General features: G+C 33.9%; 29 protein-coding genes. 10 read left to right on the top strand and 19 right to left on the bottom strand.

What is annotated here, in order from left to right:
• Positions 1-2 precede the first annotated feature (2 nt).
• Positions 3-500: a hypothetical protein gene (locus tag P0Y62_03455; protein ID WEK70614.1), complete on the top strand. Its 498-nt coding sequence runs from the start codon at positions 3-5 to the stop codon at positions 498-500.
• Between the two features lie 63 nt (positions 501-563).
• On the opposite strand, the gene P0Y62_03450 is transcribed toward P0Y62_03455, so the two are convergent.
• From P0Y62_03450 to P0Y62_03395, 12 genes are all read right to left on the bottom strand, one after another.
• On the bottom strand, positions 564-869 hold the full coding sequence (locus P0Y62_03450; protein WEK70613.1) for an ATP-dependent Clp protease adaptor ClpS: 306 nt from the start codon (positions 867-869) through the stop codon (positions 564-566).
• An 11-nt stretch (positions 870-880) separates the two neighbouring features.
• Positions 881-2239 carry a hemolysin family protein gene (locus P0Y62_03445; protein ID WEK70612.1) on the bottom strand — a complete coding sequence of 453 codons (1359 nt, stop codon included), beginning with the start codon at positions 2237-2239 and terminating at the stop codon, positions 881-883.
• A 233-nt stretch (positions 2240-2472) separates the two neighbouring features.
• On the bottom strand, positions 2473-4404 hold the full coding sequence (locus P0Y62_03440; GenBank protein ID WEK70611.1) for a hypothetical protein: 1932 nt from the start codon (positions 4402-4404) through the stop codon (positions 2473-2475).
• 161 nt (positions 4405-4565) lie between these two features.
• Entirely contained in the window at positions 4566-5042 is a 477-nt protein-coding gene (locus tag P0Y62_03435) for a T9SS type A sorting domain-containing protein (protein WEK70610.1), read from the bottom strand.
• 168 nt (positions 5043-5210) lie between these two features.
• Entirely contained in the window at positions 5211-6071 is an 861-nt protein-coding gene (atpG, locus tag P0Y62_03430; protein WEK70609.1) for an ATP synthase F1 subunit gamma, read from the bottom strand.
• Positions 6072-6157: 86 nt separating this feature from the next.
• On the bottom strand, positions 6158-7735 hold the full coding sequence (atpA, locus tag P0Y62_03425; GenBank protein ID WEK70608.1) for a F0F1 ATP synthase subunit alpha: 1578 nt from the start codon (positions 7733-7735) through the stop codon (positions 6158-6160).
• A gap of 32 nt (positions 7736-7767) precedes the next feature.
• Entirely contained in the window at positions 7768-8310 is a 543-nt protein-coding gene (locus P0Y62_03420; protein WEK70607.1) for a hypothetical protein, read from the bottom strand.
• 10 nt (positions 8311-8320) lie between these two features.
• The gene (atpH, locus tag P0Y62_03415) at positions 8321-8860 is read right to left on the bottom strand and encodes an ATP synthase F1 subunit delta (protein ID WEK70606.1); all 540 of its coding nucleotides are present in this window, start codon (positions 8858-8860) and stop codon (positions 8321-8323) included.
• 2 nt (positions 8861-8862) lie between these two features.
• Positions 8863-9360 (bottom strand): F0F1 ATP synthase subunit B, encoded by a 498-nt coding sequence (locus P0Y62_03410; GenBank protein WEK70605.1) that lies wholly within the window; start codon positions 9358-9360, stop codon positions 8863-8865.
• Positions 9361-9447: 87 nt separating this feature from the next.
• Complete coding sequence (atpE, locus tag P0Y62_03405; protein ID WEK70604.1) at positions 9448-9642, bottom strand: ATP synthase F0 subunit C; 195 nt, start codon at positions 9640-9642, stop codon at positions 9448-9450.
• A 43-nt stretch (positions 9643-9685) separates the two neighbouring features.
• Positions 9686-10789, bottom strand: a complete 1104-nt coding sequence (gene atpB, locus P0Y62_03400; GenBank protein ID WEK70603.1) for a F0F1 ATP synthase subunit A — start codon at positions 10787-10789, stop codon at positions 9686-9688.
• 53 nt (positions 10790-10842) lie between these two features.
• Positions 10843-11220, bottom strand: a complete 378-nt coding sequence (locus P0Y62_03395; protein ID WEK70602.1) for a hypothetical protein — start codon at positions 11218-11220, stop codon at positions 10843-10845.
• Between the two features lie 219 nt (positions 11221-11439).
• Between P0Y62_03395 and ffh the strand changes: the two genes are divergently transcribed.
• Positions 11440-12801, top strand: coding sequence for a signal recognition particle protein (gene ffh, locus P0Y62_03390; protein ID WEK70601.1), 1362 nt, complete (start codon positions 11440-11442; stop codon positions 12799-12801).
• 80 nt (positions 12802-12881) lie between these two features.
• Here ffh and P0Y62_03385 read toward each other — a convergent pair whose 3' ends face one another.
• From P0Y62_03385 to P0Y62_03360, 6 genes are all read right to left on the bottom strand, one after another.
• Entirely contained in the window at positions 12882-13517 is a 636-nt protein-coding gene (locus P0Y62_03385; protein ID WEK70600.1) for an outer membrane beta-barrel protein, read from the bottom strand.
• Positions 13518-13554: 37 nt separating this feature from the next.
• Positions 13555-14223 carry an outer membrane beta-barrel protein gene (locus tag P0Y62_03380; protein ID WEK70599.1) on the bottom strand — a complete coding sequence of 223 codons (669 nt, stop codon included), beginning with the start codon at positions 14221-14223 and terminating at the stop codon, positions 13555-13557.
• A 72-nt stretch (positions 14224-14295) separates the two neighbouring features.
• On the bottom strand, positions 14296-14895 hold the full coding sequence (locus P0Y62_03375) for an outer membrane beta-barrel protein (protein WEK70598.1): 600 nt from the start codon (positions 14893-14895) through the stop codon (positions 14296-14298).
• A gap of 365 nt (positions 14896-15260) precedes the next feature.
• Positions 15261-15767 carry a hypothetical protein gene (locus P0Y62_03370; GenBank protein ID WEK70597.1) on the bottom strand — a complete coding sequence of 169 codons (507 nt, stop codon included), beginning with the start codon at positions 15765-15767 and terminating at the stop codon, positions 15261-15263.
• 110 nt (positions 15768-15877) lie between these two features.
• Complete coding sequence (locus tag P0Y62_03365) at positions 15878-16540, bottom strand: porin family protein (GenBank protein WEK70596.1); 663 nt, start codon at positions 16538-16540, stop codon at positions 15878-15880.
• An 86-nt stretch (positions 16541-16626) separates the two neighbouring features.
• A complete protein-coding gene (locus P0Y62_03360; GenBank protein WEK70595.1) occupies positions 16627-17583 on the bottom strand; it encodes a PhoH family protein in 957 nt (318 codons plus the stop codon).
• A 131-nt stretch (positions 17584-17714) separates the two neighbouring features.
• Here P0Y62_03360 and P0Y62_03355 point away from each other — a divergent pair, with 131 nt between their 5' ends.
• From P0Y62_03355 to rplI, 8 genes are all read left to right on the top strand, one after another.
• Positions 17715-18542 (top strand): SAM-dependent chlorinase/fluorinase, encoded by an 828-nt coding sequence (locus P0Y62_03355; protein ID WEK70594.1) that lies wholly within the window; start codon positions 17715-17717, stop codon positions 18540-18542.
• A gap of 63 nt (positions 18543-18605) precedes the next feature.
• Positions 18606-19916, top strand: coding sequence for a dihydrolipoamide acetyltransferase family protein (locus P0Y62_03350; GenBank protein WEK70593.1), 1311 nt, complete (start codon positions 18606-18608; stop codon positions 19914-19916).
• Between the two features lie 210 nt (positions 19917-20126).
• Positions 20127-21557, top strand: coding sequence for a beta-lactamase family protein (locus tag P0Y62_03345; protein WEK70592.1), 1431 nt, complete (start codon positions 20127-20129; stop codon positions 21555-21557).
• Between the two features lie 242 nt (positions 21558-21799).
• Positions 21800-22429, top strand: a complete 630-nt coding sequence (locus P0Y62_03340; protein ID WEK70591.1) for a hypothetical protein — start codon at positions 21800-21802, stop codon at positions 22427-22429.
• 42 nt (positions 22430-22471) lie between these two features.
• On the top strand, positions 22472-23824 hold the full coding sequence (locus P0Y62_03335) for a chloride channel protein (GenBank protein ID WEK70590.1): 1353 nt from the start codon (positions 22472-22474) through the stop codon (positions 23822-23824).
• Between the two features lie 156 nt (positions 23825-23980).
• Positions 23981-24322, top strand: a complete 342-nt coding sequence (rpsF, locus tag P0Y62_03330) for a 30S ribosomal protein S6 (GenBank protein ID WEK70589.1) — start codon at positions 23981-23983, stop codon at positions 24320-24322.
• Positions 24323-24353: 31 nt separating this feature from the next.
• Positions 24354-24656: a 30S ribosomal protein S18 gene (gene rpsR, locus P0Y62_03325; GenBank protein WEK70588.1), complete on the top strand. Its 303-nt coding sequence runs from the start codon at positions 24354-24356 to the stop codon at positions 24654-24656.
• 107 nt (positions 24657-24763) lie between these two features.
• Entirely contained in the window at positions 24764-25273 is a 510-nt protein-coding gene (gene rplI / locus P0Y62_03320) for a 50S ribosomal protein L9 (GenBank protein WEK70587.1), read from the top strand.
• A 72-nt stretch (positions 25274-25345) separates the two neighbouring features.
• On the opposite strand, the gene P0Y62_03315 is transcribed toward rplI, so the two are convergent.
• Positions 25346-26149, bottom strand: a complete 804-nt coding sequence (locus P0Y62_03315; protein WEK70586.1) for an AraC family transcriptional regulator — start codon at positions 26147-26149, stop codon at positions 25346-25348.
• Between the last annotated feature and the right edge of the window lie 108 nt (positions 26150-26257).

Below are 26257 nucleotides of genomic sequence, written 5' to 3'. Positions count from 1 at the left end.
AAATGAAAAAATTCTCCGTATTAGTTATATTACTATTCAATTTTACAGTAATTAATGCCCAAAAGAAAATTTTTGGAAAATATAAAAATGAATTTGGAGAAGTTTTAACTTTAAATTCAGATAAAACTTTTGAATATTCATGGAGGTTTGATCTTGCATCAAGTTGGAATATTGGAACATGGAGGGTAGAAAAAGGAAAATACATTCATTTAACAACAAATGAAATTAAAGATACTCTAAAAAATCAAAATAAGATTGAGTTGGTTTTATCTAATGACCGAAAATCAAACAAGATAACTAATGAAGAACAAGCAATGAATTCAATTTCTGGAGGTGGACAAAGTAGAAATTTACCTCCCAAAAAGCTTTTAATTAAAAATCAAAAACTTTTTCCTTACTCAAAATCCGGGGAAATTCAAAGTAAGAGATTACAATCTCTGATGGATAGGAATATTTTCTCAAAACCTTGGTTTGAAAAAGTACCGGAAAATGAATATTAAAAATAAAATAGTTCAGAAATTCTGAACTATTTTGTTTTTATACCGATTAAAGATTAAAAATCCTTACACAATTTCGCTTGTTAATTCTCTTGAAAGTAATTTTTCATGCATAGGCTTCAAAAGATCCATTGAGCCTGTTTTTACCGTACATTTGCCCTTGAAATGAACTAATATTGTACATTGTTCAGCTTGTTCCAACGTGTGTTTGCATATTTCGATCAGTGAATCTATCACATAATCAAAAGTATGTACATCATCATTATGTAAAACAAGTTTGTATACTTCATCCGTATCATCCAATACGAGAACTTCTTCTTCGTACTGCCGCTTCGGATTTTCGTAATCTTCTATATGGTTATGAAAAAACATACTTATAAATTTTAAACTTCACCTATTTTATCTGCCAGTTCATTGATGTTATTGGGTTGTTCATAGACCAATTCTACAAGCTCCACACTCTTATTATTCATTTTCAGAATTTTGAAATGATAATAATCCAGGTCAAATTCCTGATTTTCTTCCGGAATATCTTCTAATGCATGAAGAATAAATCCAGCCAACGTATTGTATTCGCTTTCTTCTGAAAGAGGTAATTTTTTAGGTATAAACTCGTTGATTTCATCCAATGGCTGAGTAGCCTTAACCCAGTAAATATTCTCTCCTATTTTATCAACAACCTTATCTTCATCATCCTCTTCATCCTGAATTTCACCTACGAGCTCTTCCAAAATATCTTCAAGCGTAATAATTCCTTCGGTTCCACCAAACTCATCAATTACAATAGCCAAATGCTGCTTTTTCTGTTGAAAAATTTTCAGTAGATCCGAAATCTTTTTACTTCCAACCACAAAGAAAGCATCACGCATCAGTTCCTTTAGATCTTCATGATTAAGTTCTCCCTTTCTTTTTACAAATTCCCTGATGATTTCTTTAGTATATAAAATACCAATAACATTATCTATCGAATCCTCATAAACCGGAATACGGGAATATCCGCTATCCATAATTTTGTTGATAATCTCATTGATATCTTCTTCAAAATCAATAGACGTAATATTCTGCCTCGGAACCATGATCTGTTTTGCAGAATGATCTGTAAAATCGAACGCATTTTTAATGATCTCATAGTTTTCCTCCTCAATTTCACCGCTGTCTGCACTTTGTTTTACCAAAAGCTGCAATTCTTCTGTAGAATGGATTTCCTGCTCAGAAGCCGGATGAATTTTAATCAGTCTTAAGAAACCATTAGACATGGAGTTCATCAACCAGATAAACGGTTTGAAAATCGTATAAAAAACTCTCAAAGGAACAGCCGTTGCCATTGTAGTAGCTTCAGATTTTCTGATGGCAATTGATTTAGGAATAAGCTCACCAAAAACAATATGCATAATGGTAATCAATACAAAACTAATAATCAATGAAACCGAAGTAATGGATGACTGACTAAGATTGATATTAAAAGAATGAAAAATATTTTCTACAATATGGTGTAATGCACTTTCTCCTACCCAACCTAAAGCCAGGGAAGCCAATGTGATTCCTAATTGTGTTGCAGACAAATACTCATCAAGATGCTTGATAATATGCTCTGCCTGCTTTGCCATAGAGTTACCTTCTGCGGCTTTTAGCTGTATTTGTGAATAACGAACTTTAACAATTGAAAATTCTGCGGCTACGAAAAAGCCATTAAGTAAAACAAGTAATAAGGCCAACAAAAGCCTGACTATGTCCGAATCCATTTAGAAATTAATATAAATTTATTATACAAAGATATACAAAATAATATTATTAAAAACCCTGTCTTTCCTATAAACCTTAAAAACAGTGGTTAAAATGATTTTCTTACTCACTGAAATCCAATTATATAATTCGTTCATTTTTATTTTGTGAAACTGAAATACTCTAAATTGATAAAAGGACCGGCTATAAAATTTTGAATAGCCGATCCTTTTTTAAATATGAAGAAATTATGTTATTTTTCTATTGTTTGATTTTTAAGGGTTGCCCCTGCTATTTCTTCTTTATTTTGCTGTGTTGAAGCTGTTTTTTCTTTATTTTCATTTGTTTTTACATCTTTATCTTTTTTAATTTCAGATGCATCTTTAGGGCGGGTATATTCATCAATTCCTAGACGAGGAGATTTACCCATTTCTACAGGATGAAGATATTTTCCTCTCATTTCAGGCTCTTTATCAACTTCAGGAATTACCCGATGGGCATTGGCATAATTATCTTTTCTAATTCCTGTTACCTGCCAGCTTACTTTTACTGAAGGTTTATCTGTTCTTATCATAAAAGCATTATCTTTTATTTCCTGAGAAACAATAGCACTGGCAAAAGTTCCGATAACAGTCAGTTGGTAACGGAAGTCTTTGTTTAAGGCATCAAAATACCCTGGTAATTTTACAGTAGCATATCCATTGTCATCCGTGGTAATATTTCCGTTATAGATATTCATCATATCCGGACTTTCAACAAAACTATGGTATAGATATTTATTTTCAGGGTCTACAGGGTGATCGATTTTAAAGGTTCCACTACCTTTTGAAATAGATCCTGTAATTTGTACATTTCCAGAGAAATACCCTGCGTAATTGGTCGTTGCTCCTGTAGCATATCCATAGACTCCGTAACGCGTTGCTGGTACTGTTGCCCCACCAATTGTATTAGCATATCCATAGACACCATATGTATTACCACCACCCGTAGTTGCAGCAAAAGATGAATTTTTATTATACCCTACAACTCCGATTCCATTAATGGAAGCCCCTTCAATTCCGGCAGTATTTGCAGAACCATAAACCCCGATATCCTGATTTCCTGTACTGAAATTAGTATTGGCATCACTTAAATTCACTCCCTGATACCCTACACCATGCACCCCTGTTCCATAGTTGGATGTGTTGTATGAACCATTAATACCTCCTTTTAATGCTGCCGCAGCGGTGTAAGAATACGCCACAATAGCTGCATTATCATCCAGCCCTGTAACAGGTGTTGCAGGCTGTTTCACTTCTAATCTTGCGGTAGGAGTACTTGTTCCGATTCCGGAAGCTCCATTGGAAACGATAATTCCACGCCCTGTTGCTCCTCCGTCAAAAAAGCCTGCGACTCCTGCGCCTGTGGCAACCCCCCAGATTCCGTTTCCTGTTCCTGTACTTACCCCAACTGTTCCTCCTAAAGTTCCCGTAGACAAACCATATACTCCATTCTGAGATCCACTCACTCCGATCACACCAATTCCTGTTGTAGATTCTCCATATACAGAACCTGCAGTAGCAATAGAAGTAGAAGGAGTCCCCACTAAAGTTCCTCTAATGGTATTGCCAATTGATCCGGCTGTCACCTGAAATTTTATATTAGGACTTAATGTACCCGTATTCACCCCAACACTTGTTCCATCGTCTGTTAATTGTGAATTACCAAGGGCATTGGCAGAAGTAAATTTTGATAGTGTATTGGCTGTACCACTTATTCCTGACGTAGATTTAGCAAATAACGCATAAGGAACACTTAAAAGTTGAGAATTGGATATAAGGGTATAATTGGTTCCACCTGCAGGGTCAATTTCTATTTTAGCAAAATAAGGACCTGAAGCCCAGTCTATAGAAGAAAAAGTACCTGTAACAGGTGTTCCTGAACCTATTTCTAAACTTAAGAGACCACTAGAACTGGTAAGTGGATTGGGAGAGAAAGTTTCCTTATATATTTCTGTACCTGCCGGAGACGTTTTTAAAATACTAATTCTTACTCCAATAGCCTGATTAGTTATTAAAGCATTGCTTGCGTTTCTTACTACCGCCTGATAACTCATTTTTTCAGGTGATTGTGCTTCAAAATTTTGAAATAATAAAAAGAAATAAACCAATATGGCTGATTTCATTAAGTGAGAGATCTTTTTCATGATTGTTATTTTTGCATTAGTTTTTAATGATTTTCCGTTTTTTATAATACTTGTGAATTTATAATTCTGAAATAACGATGTGAAATGAAGAATCTATTGATATAGATTTCTCCTTATCTCGAAATGAAAGACTTGTAAATTGTATTCTAACGGATGGATAATTAGTTTTTAATGATTTTAAAAACTTTAATACTTCTTTTAGTATCAAGTACATTCAAAATATAAACTCCAGAAGGCTTTGAAGTAAGGTCAATAGAGGTTTCAACCTGTTTTATTTTATCTTGAAAAATATTTCTTCCTGAAGAATCAAACAGTTGGAAATTTAGATTCCTTAGATCCATTCCCTCTATTTTAAGAAAAAGTAAGGAAGAAGTTGGATTAGGATAAACTTTCATGCCCAATTCTATACCTGGATATTCGCTTGTTCCCAAAGTGATGATTTCATAAGGCTGTTGAACTCCTTCAATGAGTATTATGCCTCCGCCATTTATCTGATGATAAAAAGGCTGACCTATCGAATATGAAACTGTATTGCTAGCATTTGTAATACTCCCTCCAGAAGCATTTACTGATTCCTGGGCGAAACCTAAGCAGAAAAATAATAGCAATAAAAACGAAAAGTATAATTTTGTTTTCATAGGTAAGTTAGTTTTTCAGTTTTTAATTCAGCAAATTTACGTTATAAGTGAAAAAATAACAATCGTGAAAAACCCATTTTTGCAGTCGTGGATTCCCGAAAACAAAAAAAGCATCGAATAAATTCGATGCTTCCTGTATTATAGAAATTATAAATTCTATTTCATTGATTAATTCTTTAAAGCTTCAGCTCCTGAAACGATCTCAAGGATTTCGTTTGTAATAGCAGCTTGTCTCGCCTTATTGTAGAAAATAACAAGATCATTTTTCAATGATTGTGCATTATCTGTTGCTTTATGCATTGCTGTCATTCTCGCTCCGTGCTCAGAGGCTACAGAATCCAAAACCGCTTTGAACACCTGAGTTTTAATTGATTTTGGAATTAAATTATCTAAAATCTCATTTTTATTAGGTTCAAAGATATAATCAGTTTCCACTTCTGATTTTTCTGTTTCAGGCATTGAGATAGGAAGAAGCTGTTCTGCAGTTACTTCTTGTGTTGCAGCATTTACAAATTTATTGTAAATCAAATAAACTTCATCAAACTTACCATCTCTGAAGCTTTTCATCACTCCTTCAGTAACGTTAGCAACTCTGTCGAATGTAAGATTGTCAAATACTGCACTTTCGTTAGAAAATACGGTTCTGTTTCTTCTTACCGCATCAAAAGCTTTTTTACCAATGGTAAGAACCTCAATTTCATACTGAGAATTTTTCTGAAATTGGTTATTAAGCTCTTTTACGATGGATGAGTTAAAAGCACCTGCCAAACCTCTGTTAGAAGTTACTGCAATGAAAAGAACTCTTTTTACCTCTCTTTTTTGAGCATAAATAGAAACCTGATCAGGATCTGAACTTGAATTTACATTCTGGATGATCTCCTGAAGTTTTTCAGAATAGGGTCTCAACATTACGATAGCATCCTGCGCTTTCTTTAGCTTCGCTGCCGAAACCATTTTCATTGCACGTGTAATTTGCATCGTAGATGAAATTGAACTGATTCTACCTCGTATTTCTTTTAAGTTTGCCATATTTGGGTTAGTTGTTGGTTGTCGGTTGTTGGTTGCTAGTTTTAGAAAATTCTGTCAACTATCAACCAAAAACCATCAACTAATTTTTAGTTATATTTAGAAGCTAAATCATTAGCCGCCTGCTTAAGAACTCCTGTAATATCGTTATCGATTTTTCCAGCTTTGATAGCAGCCATTGTATCAGGGTGCTTAGATCTTAGGAATTCGATATACTCGTGTTGGAATTCTTTAATTTTGTTCAATGGAACGTTTCTCATTAAGTTTTCAGTTCCAGCGTATACGATCGCTACCTGACTATCTACAGGAAGTGGTGCATTTACCGGCTGCTTAAGGATCTCTACGTTTCTTTCTCCTTTAGAAATTACCGCTAAAGTAGAAGCATCAAGGTCTGAACCGAATTTAGCAAACGCTTCTAATTCTTTATATTGAGCCTGGTCTAACTTAAGTGTACCAGAAACTTTTTTCATTGATTTGATCTGAGCATTACCTCCTACTCTAGATACAGAGATCCCTACGTTGATCGCTGGACGAACCCCTGAGTTGAATAGATCAGACTCCAAGAAGATCTGTCCATCTGTAATAGAGATTACGTTGGTTGGGATATATGCAGAAACGTCACCCGCCTGAGTTTCAATGATTGGAAGTGCAGTTAATGAACCACCACCTTTTACGATTGGTCTTAAAGACTCAGGTAAATCATTCATCTGGCTAGCAATTGTATCATCAGCGATAACTTTAGCAGCTCTTTCCAATAATCTTGAGTGAAGATAGAAAACGTCTCCAGGATAAGCCTCACGTCCCGGCGGTCTTCTCAATAGTAGAGAAAGCTCACGGTAAGCAACCGCTTGTTTAGATAAATCATCATAAACGATCAAAGCTGGTCTACCAGTGTCTCTGAAGAATTCACCAATAGATGCACCTGCCATTGCAGAATATACCTGCATTGGAACCGGATCTGATGCATTAGCTGCAACGATTACCGTATATGCTAAAGCTCCTTTATCAGAAAGAGTTTTAACGATTTGTGCTACAGTAGAAGCTTTCTGACCGATCGCAACATATATACAATATACAGGCTTACCAGCGTCAAAGAATTCTCTTTGGTTGATGATGGTATCGATCGCAACAGTGGTTTTACCAGTCTGTCTGTCACCAATGATAAGCTCTCTTTGACCTCTTCCTACAGGAATCATCGCATCAATAGCAACGATACCAGACTGTAAAGGTTCAGTTACCGGTTGTCTGTAGATAACTCCAGGAGCTTTTCTTTCCAATGGCATTTCGTATAATTCCCCAGTAATAGGACCTTTACCATCGATAGGGTTACCAAGAGTATCCACTACTCTTCCTAACATCCCTTCTCCTACTTTGATAGAAGAAATTCTGTTTGTTCTTGTTACTGTATCTCCTTCTTTTACTAATTTACTTTCACCTAGTAGAGCAACACCTACGTTGTCTTCTTCAAGGTTTAGTACAATACCTTCTACATCACTAGAAAATTTCACCAACTCTCCATATTGTACGTTTTCTAACCCGTATACACGAGCGATACCATCACCGATGGTTAAAACTGTACCTACTTCCTCAACATTAGATTGAGTATCGAAGTTGGCCAATTGCTGTTTTAAGATCGCAGATACTTCTGCCGGATTTATTTCTGCCATTGTATGGTTGTTTTTCTTTTTTTAAATAATTTTTATCTTCCTACGCTGATATTGAAACCGTTTCTTGGTTTTGACTCTTGAATGATAACCGTATTAGTTCCGTTTGAAGTGTTTGCCATCTCGTCTCTCTTTTTAGAGTACTCGAATCCTGCTTTTTTAGATAAAATCTCAAGTCTGTTCATATCTATAGAGCCGTCTTCTTTTATAACTCTACCACCATAAATCATCTTTACAAAATTATCGGTATTTTCACATCCCATCAAACAATGCGTAAGATCAGTTTCAAAATATACCGTATTAAGATCCGCAGACATTACTTCAAAGTAACTAACAATACCCATTTTATTATACTTATAATCAACCTCTTTAGGATCTTTATAAGTATTGAACTTTAAATAAAATAAATCTTTACCGTCTAAAGACATGATGTTGTAACAATCATCAGCTACCGGGTCTTTAGAAACTTTCACATATTCTTTTCCGTCTACTGATACTATATCTTTTTTAATCTTAATTTTTTGTCCAAAACTTAAAGATGCTATTATCAATGCAAAACCAAATAAAACTTTTTTCATCTTTGTGTTGTTAGTTTAATTGAAAATCTTTTTTAACTTGGTTAAGTTTAGTCTTCACTGATGCATCGATCTGTTGATCTCCTACTCTTAGAATATATCCACCTAAAATTTCAGGCTTGATAATTCTTTTTAAATCGAAGTTGGCACTTGTGTTTACAAGGTTACTTGATTTTAGGATTTCTTCAATATTAGCATTGGAAATTTCTGTAGCCGTAGTAAGAGTAAGTCTCTGTACTCCGTTGATATCTTCAACTTTGTTGATGAACTCCTGAGCAATATTTTTTAATTGGGATTCACGGCCTTGCTTAATAACCAGTTTAATCAGGTTTTGAGAAGATTGTGATAAACCTTTAAAGATTTCTGATGCTACTTCAATTTTCTTTTTAGAATCGATGTAAGGAGTAAGGAAGAATTTATTCAAATCTTTAGACTCTGCCATTACTTTTACTACATCTTTCATTTCTGAAAATACAGCAGCTGTCTGGTTTGTCTCGTTTGTAAAATCAAGCAAACCCTGTGCGTATCTTTTAGCTACTTTAGATGTAAGCATTCTTAGTTAAGATTTGATTTGTTTAAATAATTTTGAACCAACTCATTCTGAGCTTCGTTGTTGTCTAATTTTTGCTTAAGGATAGATTCTGCAATATTTACAGAGATGGTACCAATTTGAGTTTTAATATCTGCCATAGCAGCATTTTTCTCAGCATTGATAGTCTGTTTAGCAGATTCAATTAGTTTATCTCCTTCAGCTTTAGCAGCATCTTTAGCTTCTGCTACGATTCTATCTTTAATATCTCTAGCTTCTTTAAGGATCGCATCTCTTTCGATTTTAGCTTCACGAATGATTCTTTCGTTATCCTCTTTTAAAGTTTCCATCTCTTTTCTAGCTAATTTAGCTTGATTAAGAGCGTCAACAATAGAAGTCTCTCTATCATTGATAGATTTTAAGATAGGTTTCCAAGCGAATTTACCTAACAAAAATAATAATGCTAGAAAAATAACAGACTGGATGATAAATAATCCCGACGAAAACTGATGAATTAATTCCATTATATAAATGTATAAATAATTATTACTTTTTTTCTTAAATAACCACTATCTGTAACCAACCGTTACGGATAGTGGTTTTTGTTTTGATTAGTTTACTGCGAATAGAGCAGCAAACGCAACACCTTCAACAAGTGCAGCTGCGATAAGCATAGCTGTTTGGATTTTTCCAGATTGTTCAGGTTGTCTAGCGATAGCTTCAAGAGCAGCAGCTCCGATTTTACCAAGACCGATACCTACACCTAGTACTACGATACCAGCACCTACAATTTTAGGGATTTCCATAATATATAATTTTAAAAAATTTGTTTCTAATATTTAATTTTAATTAGTGAGCTGCATGATGTTCATGCTCGTGCTCTTGTACTGCCATTCCAATGAATAAAGCCGATAACATTGTAAAGATATATGCTTGTAAGAAAGCAACTAATACTTCCAATAAGTATATTACTAATGTTAAGAATGGGAACGCAACACCAGCAATAAAATTCTTAAATACATAAATCAATCCGATCAAACTCATTACTACGATGTGACCTGCAGTCATGTTCGCAAAAAGACGAATCATCAATGCAAAAGGCTTAGTAATTGTTCCTAACAATTCGATTGGCAACATAATTAACTTCATTGGAACCGGAACTCCAGGCATCCAGAAGATATGCTTCCAATAATCTTTATTAGCTGAGAATGTTGTAATCAAGTAAGTAAGGATAGCCAAGAAGAATGTCATTGTAATATTACCTGTAACATTAATTCCGAAAGGCATTAATCCTAACACGTTTAAGAATAAAATAAAGAAAAATACGGTTAAAAGGTAACCCATAAATCTTTTATATTTATGTCCAATATTTGGAATAGCGACTTCATCTCTTACGAATATAATTAATGGCTCCAAAAATCTTGCAGCACCTGTAGGAACAACAGATTTTTTATATGATTTAGCAATCCCAGCGAACAACAGCAACATAAAGATCGATGTTAATAAGATAATAAGTACACTCTTAGTAATTGAAAGATCTAAAGGCCTCTCATTAGTAGGAAAACCATCTTCACCAAGTGTCAACGTTCCAGAAGCATCAGTTTTGAAAATTTTCTCATGGTGTAATTTATAATAAGAACCATCAACTTCAGTCACCTCTCCGTGCATGAATCCTTCTTTACTATTACTCATAAAAGAGTGGAATCCGTTATCATAAAAAATAACTGGAAGTGGAAAACCAATATGATGACCATCTTTATCCACCATCAATGTAAAGTCGTGTGCATCTAACAAGTGATGATCGATGTACTCTTTGTTTTCTTTACTTACTTTGTCTTTCTCTGAAAGCTCTGTAGTAGCAGACCCTGCTTCAGCAGTGGCTTCACCGTGCTGTGCAGACACTAAGTTTAATACAAAAATACTGTAGAATAAAACTGCGAATTTCTTAAACATTGATAGGTTTTTTTCGTTGTGCAAAAATATGATATTTTTTTTAGTTTCAATAATTAATTTTCCTGTTTTTTGTCATGATTAATCAGCTTAATCGCGTAGTAGGTAAGCAGTGTTGTCAGGACAAAATAGGGGATGATAAAATGAAATTTATACCCCGGAATAGTCTCAAAGTTCAATTTCTTTCTAATTAAATACATTAAAACAAATTTTAAAAGAATCAAACCAATAACAGACAACCCTAAAAATTCAGGTACTACTTTATTGATTAAAATAATCAATGTAATCATCATCATGAACATCACGCTCAAGAATAAATAAAATTTCACAATAACAATTTCATCCAGATGAAAAACAAATTTCCATAAAAAGAAATGGATGAGAAACGTTAAAAAGAATAATACTGCAACCAGAATATTTGGATTAGCTTTCATTATAAAAAATTATTTTCACCTAACATGAGTTAGGCTAATTTTAGTTTATCGCAAAAATAGACTTTTTCTATTGTATTTTTTCATGATTTGATTTTTATCATCTCATCATTACATGTTTAACATCTAAAATATTTTATATCCTACTATAATATTACGTGTTATACAGGTTGATATACTAAAAAATTCCTTATTTTTGCACACTTATAATTTACAATCAATATGTTTAATAGTTTACAGGATAAATTAGACAAAGCGCTTCATAATATTTCAGGACGTGGAAAAATCACGGAAATCAATGTTGCGGAGACCGTAAAAGAAATTCGTAGAGCATTGGTAGATGCCGATGTTAATTATAAAGTTGCAAAAGATCTTACAAAAAGAGTTCAGGATAAAGCTTTAGGACAAGATGTTCTTACTTCGCTTACTCCGGGACAATTGATGACAAAGATCGTTCATGACGAATTGGTAGATCTTATGGGAGGTTCTCAGGAGGGGATCAACCTTTCCGGAAAACCATCCGTAATTTTGATCGCAGGTCTTCAGGGTTCCGGTAAGACAACTTTCTCGGGAAAATTAGCTAATTATTTAAAGACAAAAAGAAATAAAAAACCTCTTTTGGTTGCTTGTGACGTGTACCGTCCGGCTGCGATTGACCAGCTAAAAGTTTTAGGAGGACAAATCGGAGTTCCTGTTTTCACAGAAGAAGGCTCTATGGATCCTTCAAGCATCTCTCAGAATGCCATTAATTTTGCGAAATCCAATGGCCACGATATCGTAATTGTGGATACAGCAGGGCGTTTGGCAATTGACGAGCAGATGATGAATGAAATCAAAACAGTTCATTCCACTATAAAACCAAACGAGACATTATTCGTTGTTGACTCAATGACGGGTCAGGATGCTGTAAATACAGCAAAAGCATTCAATGACGCTTTGAATTTTGACGGGGTTGTTTTGACGAAGTTGGATGGTGATACCCGTGGTGGAGCCGCTTTAACGATTCGTTCGGTAGTTGAAAAACCAATCAAATTCATCTCTACAGGAGAGAAAATGGAAGCTTTAGACCTTTTCTATCCGGAAAGGATGGCAGACAGAATCCTGGGAATGGGAGACGTTGTTTCCTTAGTAGAAAGAGCTCAGGAACAATTTGATGAAGAAGAAGCAAAAAAACTCCACAAGAAAATCGCTAAAAACGAGTTTGGTTTTGATGATTTCTTAAAACAGATCAATCAGATCAAGAAAATGGGTAACATGAAAGATTTGATGGGAATGATTCCAGGAGTTGGAAAAGCAATTAAGGATGTTGAAATCAGTGACGATGCTTTCAAACATATCGAAGCAATCATCTACTCGATGACTCCTGAAGAAAGAAGAAAACCTTCTATCATCAATACTCAGAGAAAAAACAGAATTGCAAAAGGTGCAGGAAGAAAAATCGAAGACGTAAATCAGTTGATGAAACAATTCGATCAAATGGGTAAAATGATGAAGATGATGCAGGGACCTCAAGGAAAGCAAATGATGCAGATGATGAGCAAAATGCCAAATATGCCTGGAATGGGTGGAATGTTTGGAAAGTAAAACTTAAGAACATCTAATAAATATAAAATCCGACTCAACATTGAGCCGGATTTTTTGTTTCTTCAACTAAAAAAGTTTGATTATTTATCTCCTTTTTGAGCTTTAGCTTTGATGAAATAAGAGAAACCTACATTTACACCAAAAGTTTTGGTATTTGTTTTTACATCTACATTGCTGTAAGTTTGTTTATTTGAAAACTGATCATAAGAAACTCCCAGGTTGATCCCTAAAGACTGAGTAGCCATATAAGTCACCCCTCCTTTCACTTTCCATGCAAGACCATCTGTTGTGGTTTCATCAGCAGTAGAAACGCCTAAAATATCCATCTCTCCTTTGTTTTTTACAGAAGCATAACCAATTCCAGCTCCTAAGAAAGGAACAAGTTTGCTATCATTTGCAAAGTAATAAGTTGCAGTAGGCATAGCCGAAAAACTAGTCATAGTTGTTTTTGTTCCGTCATATTTTGTTGTAGCACTTACAAAACCTAAGTCAACACCTACCGCTAATTTATCGATTACAAAATATCCTGCAGAAGGAGTAATTGAGAAAGTGTTGACTTTTGGACCGTCTACTGAATTTCCATCTGCTTTAATAGTGGTTGTTACATTATTAAAACCCAATCCTGTAGCTCCGCTGATTACCCAGTCTCCTTTAGTCATCTGAGCATTTGACAAACCAAAAAGTGCAACTGCACACGCAAGTAATAATTTTTTCATAGTATTTAATTTAAAAAATATAGTTTATTATTCTTTATTATTTTGCAAAAATATATTTCACTCCAAAAGAGATTGAAGATAAGTTTAAACCAAAATTATAATTGTTAAGAGCTTTAGCACCTTCCTCTTTATACTTGAAGTTTTTGTATCCAAACTCTCCTATCGTTGCTTCAATAGACCAGTTTTTATTAAAAAAATAATCTAAGCCTGGTTTTACATTCACTCCGATTGAAGTATATTTTTTTTCAATAGAGAATGTTTGATAATCTGTGTATCCATACATTCCATCCATATAAGTTACTAGTGCATCCTGACTCATTTTTCCAAATTCCATTGGAATTTCAAGCTGGCCAAAAATATATAAATTATCTGATAAAGTCCAGTATTTTCTTATGAAAGGAGCTACTACAACAGCATTTTTCTTTCCCGTATAGTCAACAATAGTAGCAAAGGAGCCGCCGCTATAAATTTCGTTATTTTCTTCCTTTTTGTTAGTAAACCCTAAGCCTGTTCCAACAGCTAAGTTTTTAGCTACAAATACTCCTACTGTAGGTATTATTTTGAAGTCTTGGATTGTAGTATTAGTATGTTTATTCTCTTCTTTAGAATAATTTACCTGTCCTGAAACATATACTGATCCTGTTTTAATCTGGGCATTAGAAAGCCCAAAAAACGTAATAGCGCCCGCTAATATGAGTTTTTTCATGTTATAAGTTTATAATGAGAAAAAGCCCTAAGAAAACTTAGGACTTTTATTTTTTAATGCTTTTGGCTTAAATTATTTAGCGAAAACATATTTAACTCCGATTCCAACTGATGCTAAATCAAGACCGAAATTATAGTTATCTACACTTTTAGCGTTTTTGTACTTGAAATTACTGTATCCAAAATCTCCAATAGTAGCTTCAAGAGTCCAGTTTTTGTTTAAGAAATAATCTAAACCTGGTTTAACAGACACTCCAAAAGAATTGAAGTTTTCTTTAGTAGAACCAAATCCTGAAACTTCGTTTTTATCAGTACCAAAAGCCATTGGTACAGAAAGTTGACCAAAGAAATAGAATTTATCACCTAAAGTCCAGTATTTTCTTACGAAAGGCTCTACTACAACAGCTGAAACTGTAGATTTAGTTTCTGGCGTAGCACCCTCATTTTTTCTAACATTTGAAGCATAACCTACTCCAACCCCAACAGCTAAGTTTGTTCCAACGAAATATCCTACTGTAGGTACTAATTTTAAATCACTTGTTTTAACATTAGTATTGTTATCTTCGCTTGCAGCAAAGTTTAAAGTTCCTGACAAATATGTAGTTCCTTGAGCGATCTGTGCATTAGATAGACCGAAAAGTGCAATAGCACTTGCTAATAATAATTTTTTCATTTTAATAATTTTAATACTTTCTGACTGCAAATTTATAGTGGTCTATTCTAATATTAAAATTTGTTAACATGATTAATATCACTGTTAAAATTTGGTGTTTTCCCGAAATAAAGCTAACTAAATAGAGGTTCTTAATTTTTTCACAATATTTTGAATAAGAAAGCTACAATTTATTAATTAAAAACAAAAAAGATTATTTTTCATACTATTTTAAATTGTGAAATCAATGGATCAATATGATTTTACTGATTAATTGATATATTTTAAGATCTTTTTAAAAAATAATCTATATACTTAAATATGTTTATAACATAAAGCAAAAAACTCCGTCAAAAGACGAAGTTTCTATATATATTTTCTCGGTTTTATTTTAGAAAGAAATTTACACCAAAATTAATCGCTCCAAAATTAAATCTGTCGTCATGCCAATAAGGTCCATGATCTTTATATCTGCTGCTGATATTTTGGAATCCTAAATACAGTTCTGTATTTTTCATCTGATATCCTACTCTTGGTGCCACATATAAACCGCTATTGATATAATTTTTAGTAGAAATAGCTGCTCCTAAATCCAATCCAACAAAAAGCGGAATTTTAGCAAATCGATATTTTCCTGATGCCGCAATAGGAATGAAACCAAAGTCATCTACATGATCTTTTCCAAAAAAATGAGAATATCCCGTAGTAGCTCCAATATCCAATCCTTTGGTAATATTCCACATATAAGCAGCATCTACGCCTATAGTAACACTTGCAGCGTCTGCAGCATCACCAAGTGGAGCTCCAATATGACCACCTAACCTAAAACCTTCCTGCGCATGCGCCATACCACCAAACAGTGCAAAAGCACCTAGTAATAATAATCTTTTCATTGTTTAAAATTTAAAATGTTGTTATAAAAGCAGGTATAGCAAACTGAATGCCGTTTATGAAAAAAGCAGGACAAAAATGTCCTGCTTTATATAATTTTGAAGGAAAAACACTAGTTTCCTCCGAATTTGAAACCTACTCCAATTTGAGCAAAACTATTGGTTACTTTCCCTCCGCTTCCATCATTAGAAAGGTTGGATACTCCCAAACTATATCTTCCATCAATGAAGAATCCGTTCTCAAACATATATTCTACTCCTACAAATGGAGCAATGTTTAATTTTTTGATATCATCTTTAATATCTACTTCACCAGAATCTCCATCAACTGATATATCAGCAAAATCGGAACCGATCACAGTTTTTTGCTTAGCAGAAAGGATAATTCCAAAGTTAGCACCTGCAGCTACCGAGAAATTTTCTGAGATAAAATATTTTGCAGAAACCGGCACCAATAATGTTCCTAAATTAACCTTAGTCTGCTCACCTACGAACATAATTCCGGCATTTATTCCATCAATTTTTTCTTTAGCTCCCAATGGAGAATATAAAACTTCAGCCTGAAACCCGAAATTATCATTGATTTTATATTCTGCCATACCTCCAATGTAGAAAGTATATTTGGGATCCATATTTCTTTTTCCCGCAGAATCTTGATTTTCATCAATTTTTAAAGTTGACATTGCAAATCCAGCTTTTGGTCCGAATCTGAATTCCTGTGCGTAAGCACTACTTCCCATGACAGCAACTGCTGCAATAAGTAAAAGTTTTTTCATGATATATTTGTTTTTTCTAAAAAATTAGCGAGCAAATATATCACTTTTTGCGGATTTATCAAGGGTTTTCAAAATTTTATAGAAAATTAATCTCTCTGTCTCTTTTCTTCTTCGTTATATGCTAAAATAATTTTCTTAACCACAGGATGTCTTACAACATCTTCTTCGGTTAAATGTACAAAACCGATCTCTTTTACACCTTGAAGAATTCTCATGGCTTCCTTCAATCCTGATTGTTGTTTTGGAGGTAAATCTATTTGGGTGGGATCTCCTGTAATAATAAATTTAGCATTCATCCCCATTCTCGTCAAAAACATTTTCATTTGAGAATGTGTTGTATTTTGAGCTTCATCCAGAATTACAAAAGCATCATCCAGAGTTCTTCCTCTCATAAAAGCTAATGGAGCGACTTCAATTACTTTTTTTTCAATAAAACCCTCTAATTTTTCATGAGGAATCATATCGCGGAGAGCATCATACAAAGGCTGTAAATATGGATCTAATTTTTCCTTCAGATCACCCGGCAAAAATCCCAAACTCTCTCCCGCTTCTACGGCAGGTCTCGTTAAAACAATTCTTTTAACCTGCTTATCTTTCAAAGCCTTCGCTGCCAAAGCAACGCTTGTGTATGTTTTACCCGTTCCCGCAGGTCCGATCGCAAAAACCATATCCTTTTTCTCAGTTTCCTTTACTAATTTTTTAAGATTGGTGGTTTTAGCTTTAATCACTTTACCATTTACCCCTTTTACAATAATATCCTGATCAAATACAAGCTGTTTTTCGTTCTCATCTTTTAAATTGAGAATGTTTTCAACGTCTTTAAGTTCAATAGAGTTATTCTTGGAAATAAATTTTACAATATCATCAAGTTTCTGTTTAAATATATCCAACGCTTCCTGATTCCCCATCGCAAAGATAAAATGATCTCTTCCTGTGATTTTAAGGGTAGGAAAGCTTGATTTTATTAAATTGAAAAATTGGTTATTAACGCCATAGAAGATTTTCATGTCAATATCTTCCAAATCATATGTCAATTCAAACATGCAGTATTTTTATTTTTAGATTTTAAATGTAAAGCTTTTTTTGAAATTTTTATCAAATTCTTTTCCAGAATATTTCGGGCTTTCTTTTTATTTTAGATAAATTTGCAATTCTATTATTCTACAAACAATCAATGTCAATTATTACCCTTACTTCAGATTTCGGAAATTTGGATTACAGAGTTGCCGCTGTAAAAGGCAGCATTCTTTCTCTGAATCAGAAGGTTAATATTGTTGATATCACCCACGATATTCAGGCTTTCAACCTTATCCAGACTTCATATATTGTAAGAAACGCTTATAAACATTTTCCAAAAGGCAGTATTCATATTATTTCTGTCGACAGCTTTCAGCACAAATCAAGAAAAAATATTTTATACAAAGCAGATGGTCATTACTTTATTGCGGCTGATAATGGCCTTTTAAGTTTGATATTTTTCGATATTAAGCCGGAAGCAATTTTTGAAATCACTCTAAATAACAGGTTTGATGATATCGTTAATTTTACTTCAACAGATGTTTTCGTTCCGGCAGCCGTACATTTAGCGAACGGAGGACTTCCCGGAGTTATCGGGCGGAAAATTGATACCGCCAAGCAGCTTTTATTCCCGAAACCTGTATATAACGAATCTGAAAAGATGATCATCGGAGAAGTAACCTATATTGATAATTTCGGAAATATCATTTCAAATATCAGTAAAGATCTTTTTGAAAGTGTTGGAAACGGATACGAAAACTTCACTATTAAATTTAGAAACTTAGCCCTTTCAAAAGTTTTTTCTAGCCATACGGAAGTTGTTTCGGATTGGGAAAGAGAAACCGAATATCATGGTCAGTCCGCAGCAATCTTCAATGACAGTCAGCTTTTGGAGCTTACCATCTATAAAGGGAGCAAAAAAAACGGTGCAAAAAGCTTATTCGGAATGAATGTAGGAGAGAGTATTTACATCGAATTTTCATAAAATTATACATTTCATAAAAAAACCGATTTTTTTTATATATTTGTCAAAATCTAAAAATTAAAAATGGCAGAGTACAAATTATTGCTTCCTTCCATGGGAGAAGGTGTTATGGAAGCTACTATTATCACTTGGTTATTCAATGAAGGCGATCACGTAAAAGAAGATGATTCCGTAGTAGAAATTGCAACAGACAAAGTAGATTCAGACGTTCCGACACCTGTTTCAGGGAAAATCGTAAAGATTTTGAAGCAGAAAGACGAAGTTGCAAAAGTAGGTGAAGCTATTGCTATTTTAGAAATTGAAGGAGAAAGCGGCAATACTGCTGCAGAAGATGTAAAAACTGAAACTCCGGCAGCAACTCCGGATGCTGAAACTTTAAAAACAATTGAACAGCCTCTTCAAACGGCTGCTTCAACAGAATTTTCAGGAGATCTTTATCTTTCTCCACTTGTAAAATCAATTGCACAACAAGAAAATATTTCCGAATCTGAACTGAAAACGATTAAAGGGAGCGGTTTAGAAGGAAGAATTACAAAAGAAGATATTTTAGCTTACGTTAAAAACAGAGGAAATCAACCTGTTCCACAAGCGGCTCCTGTACAGGTAGCTTCTACTCCACAACCGACAGCAGCTTCTGCTCCGGCTTCTACCATTCCTGTTGCAGCAGGTGACGAAATCATTCCGATGGACAGAATGAGAAAGATCATCGCTGAAAACATGGTGAAAGCTAAACAAATCGCACCGCACGTAACTTCTTTCATTGAAACAGATGTTACCAATGTTGTAAAATGGAGAAACAAAAATAAAGCTGTTTTCGAAAAACGTGAAGGTGAAAAACTAACGTTCATGCCTATTTTCGTGAAAGCTGTTGTAAAAGCAATCCAGGATTTCCCAATGATCAACGTTTCTGTAAATGGTGAAAACATCATTAAAAAGAAAAATATCAATATTGGTATGGCAACAGCTTTACCGGACGGAAACCTTATTGTTCCTGTGATTAAAAATGCAGATCAACTGTCACTTTCAGGATTGGCGAAAGCAATCAATGATTTGGCTTACAGAGCAAGAAATAAAAAATTAAGACCTGAAGATACTCAAGGAGCAACGTATACAATTTCTAACGTAGGAAGCTTCGGAAACCTAATGGGAACTCCGATCATTCCTCAGCCACAGGTGGCTATTCTAGCTATTGGAGCAATCGTTAAAAAGCCTGCAGTTCTTGAAACAGCTGACGGAGATGTAATTGCGATCAGAAACTTAATGTTCATGTCTCACTCTTATGATCACAGAGTGGTAGACGGATCTCTGGGCGGAATGATGTTGAAACACGTTCACGATTACCTAGAAAACTGGGATCTGAATACCGAAATTTAATTATAGACTATGAATGATAAGTTATAAATGATTTTGATTGTCATATTAAACTTATCTGAATATCTTTACAATACAAAACCTTCGATTTTTTCGGAGGTTTTTTTATTGACAGAATCTGTAACATTTTACAACAACTCCTGACAAACAATGTAATAGTATACTTTTTTCAATTGTCTTAAATAAAATATGAATCAACATTCTTAAAAATATATGAAACAAATTCTCCTGACCGCTTTAGCTATAAATATTTCTGCCACTGCTTTTTCGCAGCAAACCAATCAATTTAAATTAATTGATAATTACTTACAAGAAGCTATCAAAACAAATCAAATTCCCGGTTTAGCGATTGGTGTCATGAAAGATGGTAAAGTCATTTTTGAGCAATATTACGGTACAGAAAATTTGGAAGATGCTAAAAAGGTAAGTCCAAGTTCAATGTTCAGAATATATTCTACTTCAAAATTAATGACCGATGTGGGCGTTTTTCAACTGATTGAACAGGGAAAACTTTCTTTAGAAGATAATGTTTCGAAATATGTTGACAATCTTCCAAAAGAGTGGCAGAATGTAAAAGTAAAAAACCTTTTGACCCATTCTTCAGGAATGCCTGATTTTGTTGCATTTAGTGATATTTTGCCCGAATATTCAGGTCCTAAAACCATTGAACGTTTGAGTAGAGAAAAAATGGACTTTGAAACAGGGAATGAATTCAGATATAATCAAACGAATTATATGCTTCTTTCAATGATTATTGAAAAAATTACCGGACAGTCTTTTGAAGATTTTATTCTCAATAATCAATTTTCTGATTCTAAAAATCAAGTTGTTTATTCATCCAATGCTCTTGAAAAAATCCCAAATCGTATTACAAAGTATAATTACAATTCGGACACTAAAAAATATGTAAAGTCCACCGATGTTGAAGGAAAAAAAGCATATCCGGGAAATGGAATAGCTATTACTCTACCTGCCTTTTTAAAATGGAGCAACCATTTAAGTAAAACAGATTTCTTACATCAGAAAACGAAAGATATGATGTGGCAACCGTTTGAATATGGAAATAAAAAAGATGTTTTTGCCTATGGCTGGGAAATCAGTAAAGCCAATAATATTCCATCCTATGGTTTTTCTGGCGGAAATGTGAGTGCCTTCAGATTTTTCCCACAAAATAATATGGCAATTATTATGATGTCAAACGGATATAACTTTTTTCCCGAACAATATCATATTATTAATCATGTTGCAGCCATTGTAGATAAAAATTTAACTGATAATTATCTGTTAGCAGAAGAATCAATTATCGCCGGGTTTGCCAAGCTCAACAATCCGAATGCTGAAAAAAACTATTACGCCATTAAAGCAAAAGATCCAAAATGGAATTTTGAAGGTACATTAAATAATATCGGTTATATTTTAATAAGGAATTCGAGAATTAATGAGGCTGTAAAAGTTTTTGCTTTAAATGCCAAAGAAAATCCCCAATCAGCAAACGCTTTTGATAGCTTGGGTGAAGCATATTTTTCAACTAAAAACTATACTTTAGCTTTAGAAAACTATAAAAAATCTTTAGAATTAAACCCTGAAAACACCAACGCAGGAAATATGATTACCAAAATACAAGATGTAATGAAAAAGAATTAATATTTAACTTTAAATCAATTAAAAATCAATCCTGGCGAAAGCTGGGATTTTTTATTTAGCATCAACAACTAGTCTTTTAGTAAAAATAGTATTTATACCACATTTTAAAATTAAAAATAATTCAAACAAAATAATAATTAATTACCAAATTCACAATAAACCAAATAGGTTTTACATTCATAAAGCCTTCTTGGAAATTTAAGATATTAGCATTACATTTAAATCCAATAATATTTAATACAATGGATCTTGATTTCAGAAAACTGAATGGTAATAAACTTTTTGACTTTTCCAAAGAAGAAGAACAGTTGATTTTTGAAATTTACGATAAGCTTTTCGAGGTTTATAACATTTCAGTAGTTCATATTGAAGATTCATTATACAGTAAATTCAGTTCAGATATTCAAAACCCTTTTTCACTATTCATCCCAAGGATCTGTTATTTTATTACTGATAAAGACCAAAAACATTCTTTTTATCTTTTTGTAGTCAGTAAAATTCAAAAAACATGGAAAGGCGGTAAAATGCCTGTTGAATATGACACTTTGCAGCTTTGGGGATTAAAAGATATAACCGAAGATTATGGTTATATTTCTGTTCATAAAAAGAAATTAATAGATAAAGTGGCAGGAATTTTCAACCGTTTTTCGATCAACTTTAATGACCGCGATTTTAAAGACTTTTATGTTTTAGGAAGCGATAAATTTAAAACAATGACTTTTTTAACTTCAAAAAGAAAAGAAATTATACAATCTTTTCCTGATGAAGATTTTGAACTGGAAGTTAAAAATAACATTCTAAGTTTCGGTTTGCCCAAAGAACTTTCTATAGATAATGCTTTGATTGTTTCTAAATTTCTACACGAAATATAAGATCTGCAAAAAACACGTATTTTTATATCTCAAACCTCCCAAATGCTGAAATTTTTATCTCTCATCCAAAGATCTCTGAAAAAATCTTTCGATAATATCCGGAATGAACAACTGAAATACAATCTGCTTCAGGCGATTCCCTTTTGGATTGGTTCGGTGATTACGGGATTTATTGCCGTAATATATGCTAAATGTTTTGCATGGGGTGAAAATCTTCTTCATTTCATTCTCGACTGGCATTCATGGATGATTTTCATCATTGCTCCGATTGGCTTTGTCCTTTCATGGTGGTTGGTAAAAGAATTTGCTCCTAATGCCAAAGGAAGCGGAATTCCACAGGTAATGGCTGCTGTAGAGCTGGCTAATCCGAAAGAGCATAAAAAGATCCGAAGCCTTTTGAGTTTAAAGATTATTGTTTTTAAAATTATTTCATCTGTTGTTTTGGTCATTGGTGGTGGCGCAGTTGGTAGAGAAGGTCCTACTATTCAGGTGGCAGGTTCCGTTTTCAGAAAAGTCAACGAATATCTTCCTGAATGGTGGCCAAAAATCTCCAAGAAAAACATGATCATGACGGGTGCTGCAGCCGGACTTGCGGCGGCTTTCAACACTCCTCTTGGAGGAATTGTATTTGCCGTGGAAGAACTTTCTAAAACGCATATCAATTACTTTAAAACAGCTTTATTTACCGCTGTTATTATTGCAGGATTGACTGCCCAGACTTTAGCAGGCTCTTATTTATATTTAGGATATCCGAAAACGAATGATGTTTCATTAATAGTAATGTTTCCTATTATTTTAGTTGCGGGAACTGCAGGAATTTTAGCCAGCCAGCTTTCCGTAACCATGTTAAAAATGAATGACTGGAAGAAAAGAAAACTAAAAACAGACAGAGCCAACGTTGCTTTTCTGGTTGTTAGTGCTTTAGTTATTGCCTCGGTAGCATTCTTTATCAACAGAGAAATTCTGGGCTCAGGAAAAGAAATTATGGAGCGGGTACTTTTTACAAAAGATAAACATGAAGAATGGTATGTTCCTGTTTTAAGAATGTTAGGTCCTGCCCTATCGTTTACCTCCGGAGGCGCAGGTGGAATTTTCGCTCCTGCTTTAAGCGCCGGAGCAAGTATCGGATCCGTGATTTCCGGATTTATTCATTTAAGCCCCAATGAAACCAACGTAGTGGTTCTCGCCGGAATGGTTGCTTTTCTGACCGGGATTACAAGAGCCCCGTTTACATCTGCCATTATTGTCTTAGAAATGACCGACAGACATTCTCTGATATTCCACCTTATGTTAGCAGGAATGGTTTCTTCAATCGCTTCCATTCTGGTGAGCCGACATTCGTTATATGATGTGATAAAAGTAAATTTCCTGAACGAAATCAGGGCTGAGAAATAAGATTGGCTGCAAGTTTCGAGTTTCGAGAAGGGGTTCTATGAAATTTTTTTTGACTTATTCACATTTACAATCAATAAAATCTACTTTCATATTGCATATTACAAATATATTTTCTACTTTTGCACCTCGAAATAATTAACAAATTCATTTAACATTATGAACAATTACGAAACTGTTTTCATTTTAACTCCCGTTCTATCTGAGTCACAGGTAGAGGAAGCAGTGAACAAATTTCTAGATCTTTTAAAAGAAAAGAACTGCGAAATCGTTGCTAAAGAAAACTGGGGATTAAAAAAATTAGCTTATCCGATCCAATTGAAAAAGAACGGATTCTACACTTTAATCGAATTTAAAGGAGAAGGTACTGTAGTTGCTGATCTAGAATTAGCATTCAAACGTGACGAAAGAGTAATTCGTTACCTTACTACAAAACTTGACAAACATGCTGTTGAGTACGCTGTAACTAGAAGAACTAAAGTAAAAGCAGCTAAAGCTTAATTATTAACCCAATTTTTTAAAACGACAAGACATGGCAATAGATGAAATGGCTAAACAAGCCTCAGCTGGAGGAGAATCAGAAGTAAAATTCCTTACTCCACTAGATATCAATACAAAATCTGAAAAGAAATATTGTAGATTCAAAAAATTCGGAATTAAGCACGTTGATTACAAAGATCCTGACTTCTTATTACAGTTCGTAAACGAGCAAGGTAAAATTTTACCAAGAAGATACACTGGAACTTCTTTGAAATACCAAAGAAAAGTTTCTGCTGCTATCAAAAGAGCTAGACACTTAGCTTTAATGCCTTACGTAGCTGACTTATTGAAATAAGACAAAAAAATAAATGAAAGAAGAGAGCAATCTCTTCTTTTGTTGCTGAATACATAATTAATTCTAACTTGATTTTAGACATCTAAAATCTAAAAAGGACAACAACAATGAACATTATTCTAAAAAAAGACGTAGAAAACTTAGGTCTTGAATTCGACACAGTAAGCGTAAAGCCTGGTTATGCAAGAAACTTCTTAATCCCTCAAGGATTTGCACTTTTAGCTACTCCTAAAAACATTGCAGCTTTAGAAGCTACTTTAGAGGCTAGAAAAGAAGAAGAAGCTAAATTAATCGCTGCTGCAACTGCTGTAGTTGAGCAATTGAAGAAAACTTCTATCACTATTCCTGCAAAAGTAGGTTCTGGTGACAAATTATTCGGATCTATCAACAATGCAGATCTTTCTGCTGCTCTAGAAAAAGCTGGAGTTTCTGTTGAGAAGAAATACATCAAAATTCCAGGGAACACAATTAAGAGAACTGGTAAAGTAACTGCAAACATCAGATTGCACAGAAACGTTGAGTACAACTTCGAATTCGATATCGTATCTGACGCTCCGGTAGAAGCTCCAAAAGCAGCTCCTGCTAAAAAAGAAGAAGCTCCTTCTGAAGAAGCTTAATCAAGACGAGATTTTTCTCAATATATAAACCACTTCTTTTGAAGTGGTTTTTTATTTTATATGGTGACGATTTTAATCATCATCTTTAAGTTTGTGCAGATATTCTGTAGGAGGGATTCCAATTACTTTTTTAAAGATATTGCTGAAAGAGGAAAGACTGTTGTACCCTACCATCATGGCAATTTCATACATATTGTACTTTCCTTCCAACATCAGTTCCAACGAACGTGTAATCCTCAAAGCACGTAAAAAACGAATATAATTCATCCCCAAAATTTCTTTAAATTTCCTGGATAGAGTTCTTGTGCTCATTCCGAATTCTTTTGCCGTAGATTCGATGGTTAAAGGCTTTTCAAGGTTTGCATGAATATATTGTGCAACCTTCAATAAAGTTTCATCATTAGGAAAGGGATGCTGAACAGGAAATGCTAATTTTTTATCTCTTTTTTCAGGTAAAATTCCTTTTAAGGCTTTAAGGAAATAATATTTTGAACCGTCATTTTTTGTGATTTTCCCATCCCAGTCTTTGGTGTATAAAATCATCTCTCTAAGAAGATGGCTTACAGAATAGATATTGATTTCATCAAAAAAGCCACTTTCATTGTCTTCTTTTTTAAAATAAAAATTATACAAATCTACTTTCGGACTGGTCGAAAAAATATAATGAGGCGTTCCTGCCGGAATCCACATAAAGCATCTTGCAGGTAAATACCAATGTTTCAAATCTGTAAAAACATGTACAATACCGCCTTCTGCATATACTAATTGTGCAGAGCTGTGATGATGAATCTCTGTTTTTACATCTCCGGTTAGAACATGATATACGTAAAACGCAGCATCTTCTTCTTCAACGGCTCCAAAATGACTATTATTCATAAAATAAAGGTAGGAAGAAAATTTCAATTTGGCGTAAATGAACAAATCTTTTTCTGTTTTCACAAATCGTGTCCTATGCTTCACCCCGTAAATTTGCAGTATCAAAAT

Source organism: Candidatus Chryseobacterium colombiense, assembly GCA_029203185.1.
GTDB lineage: Bacteria > Bacteroidota > Bacteroidia > Flavobacteriales > Weeksellaceae > Chryseobacterium > Chryseobacterium colombiense.
The sequence above is the reverse complement of the archived record's forward strand: the minus strand, read 5'-3'. Positions and strand labels throughout refer to the sequence as shown.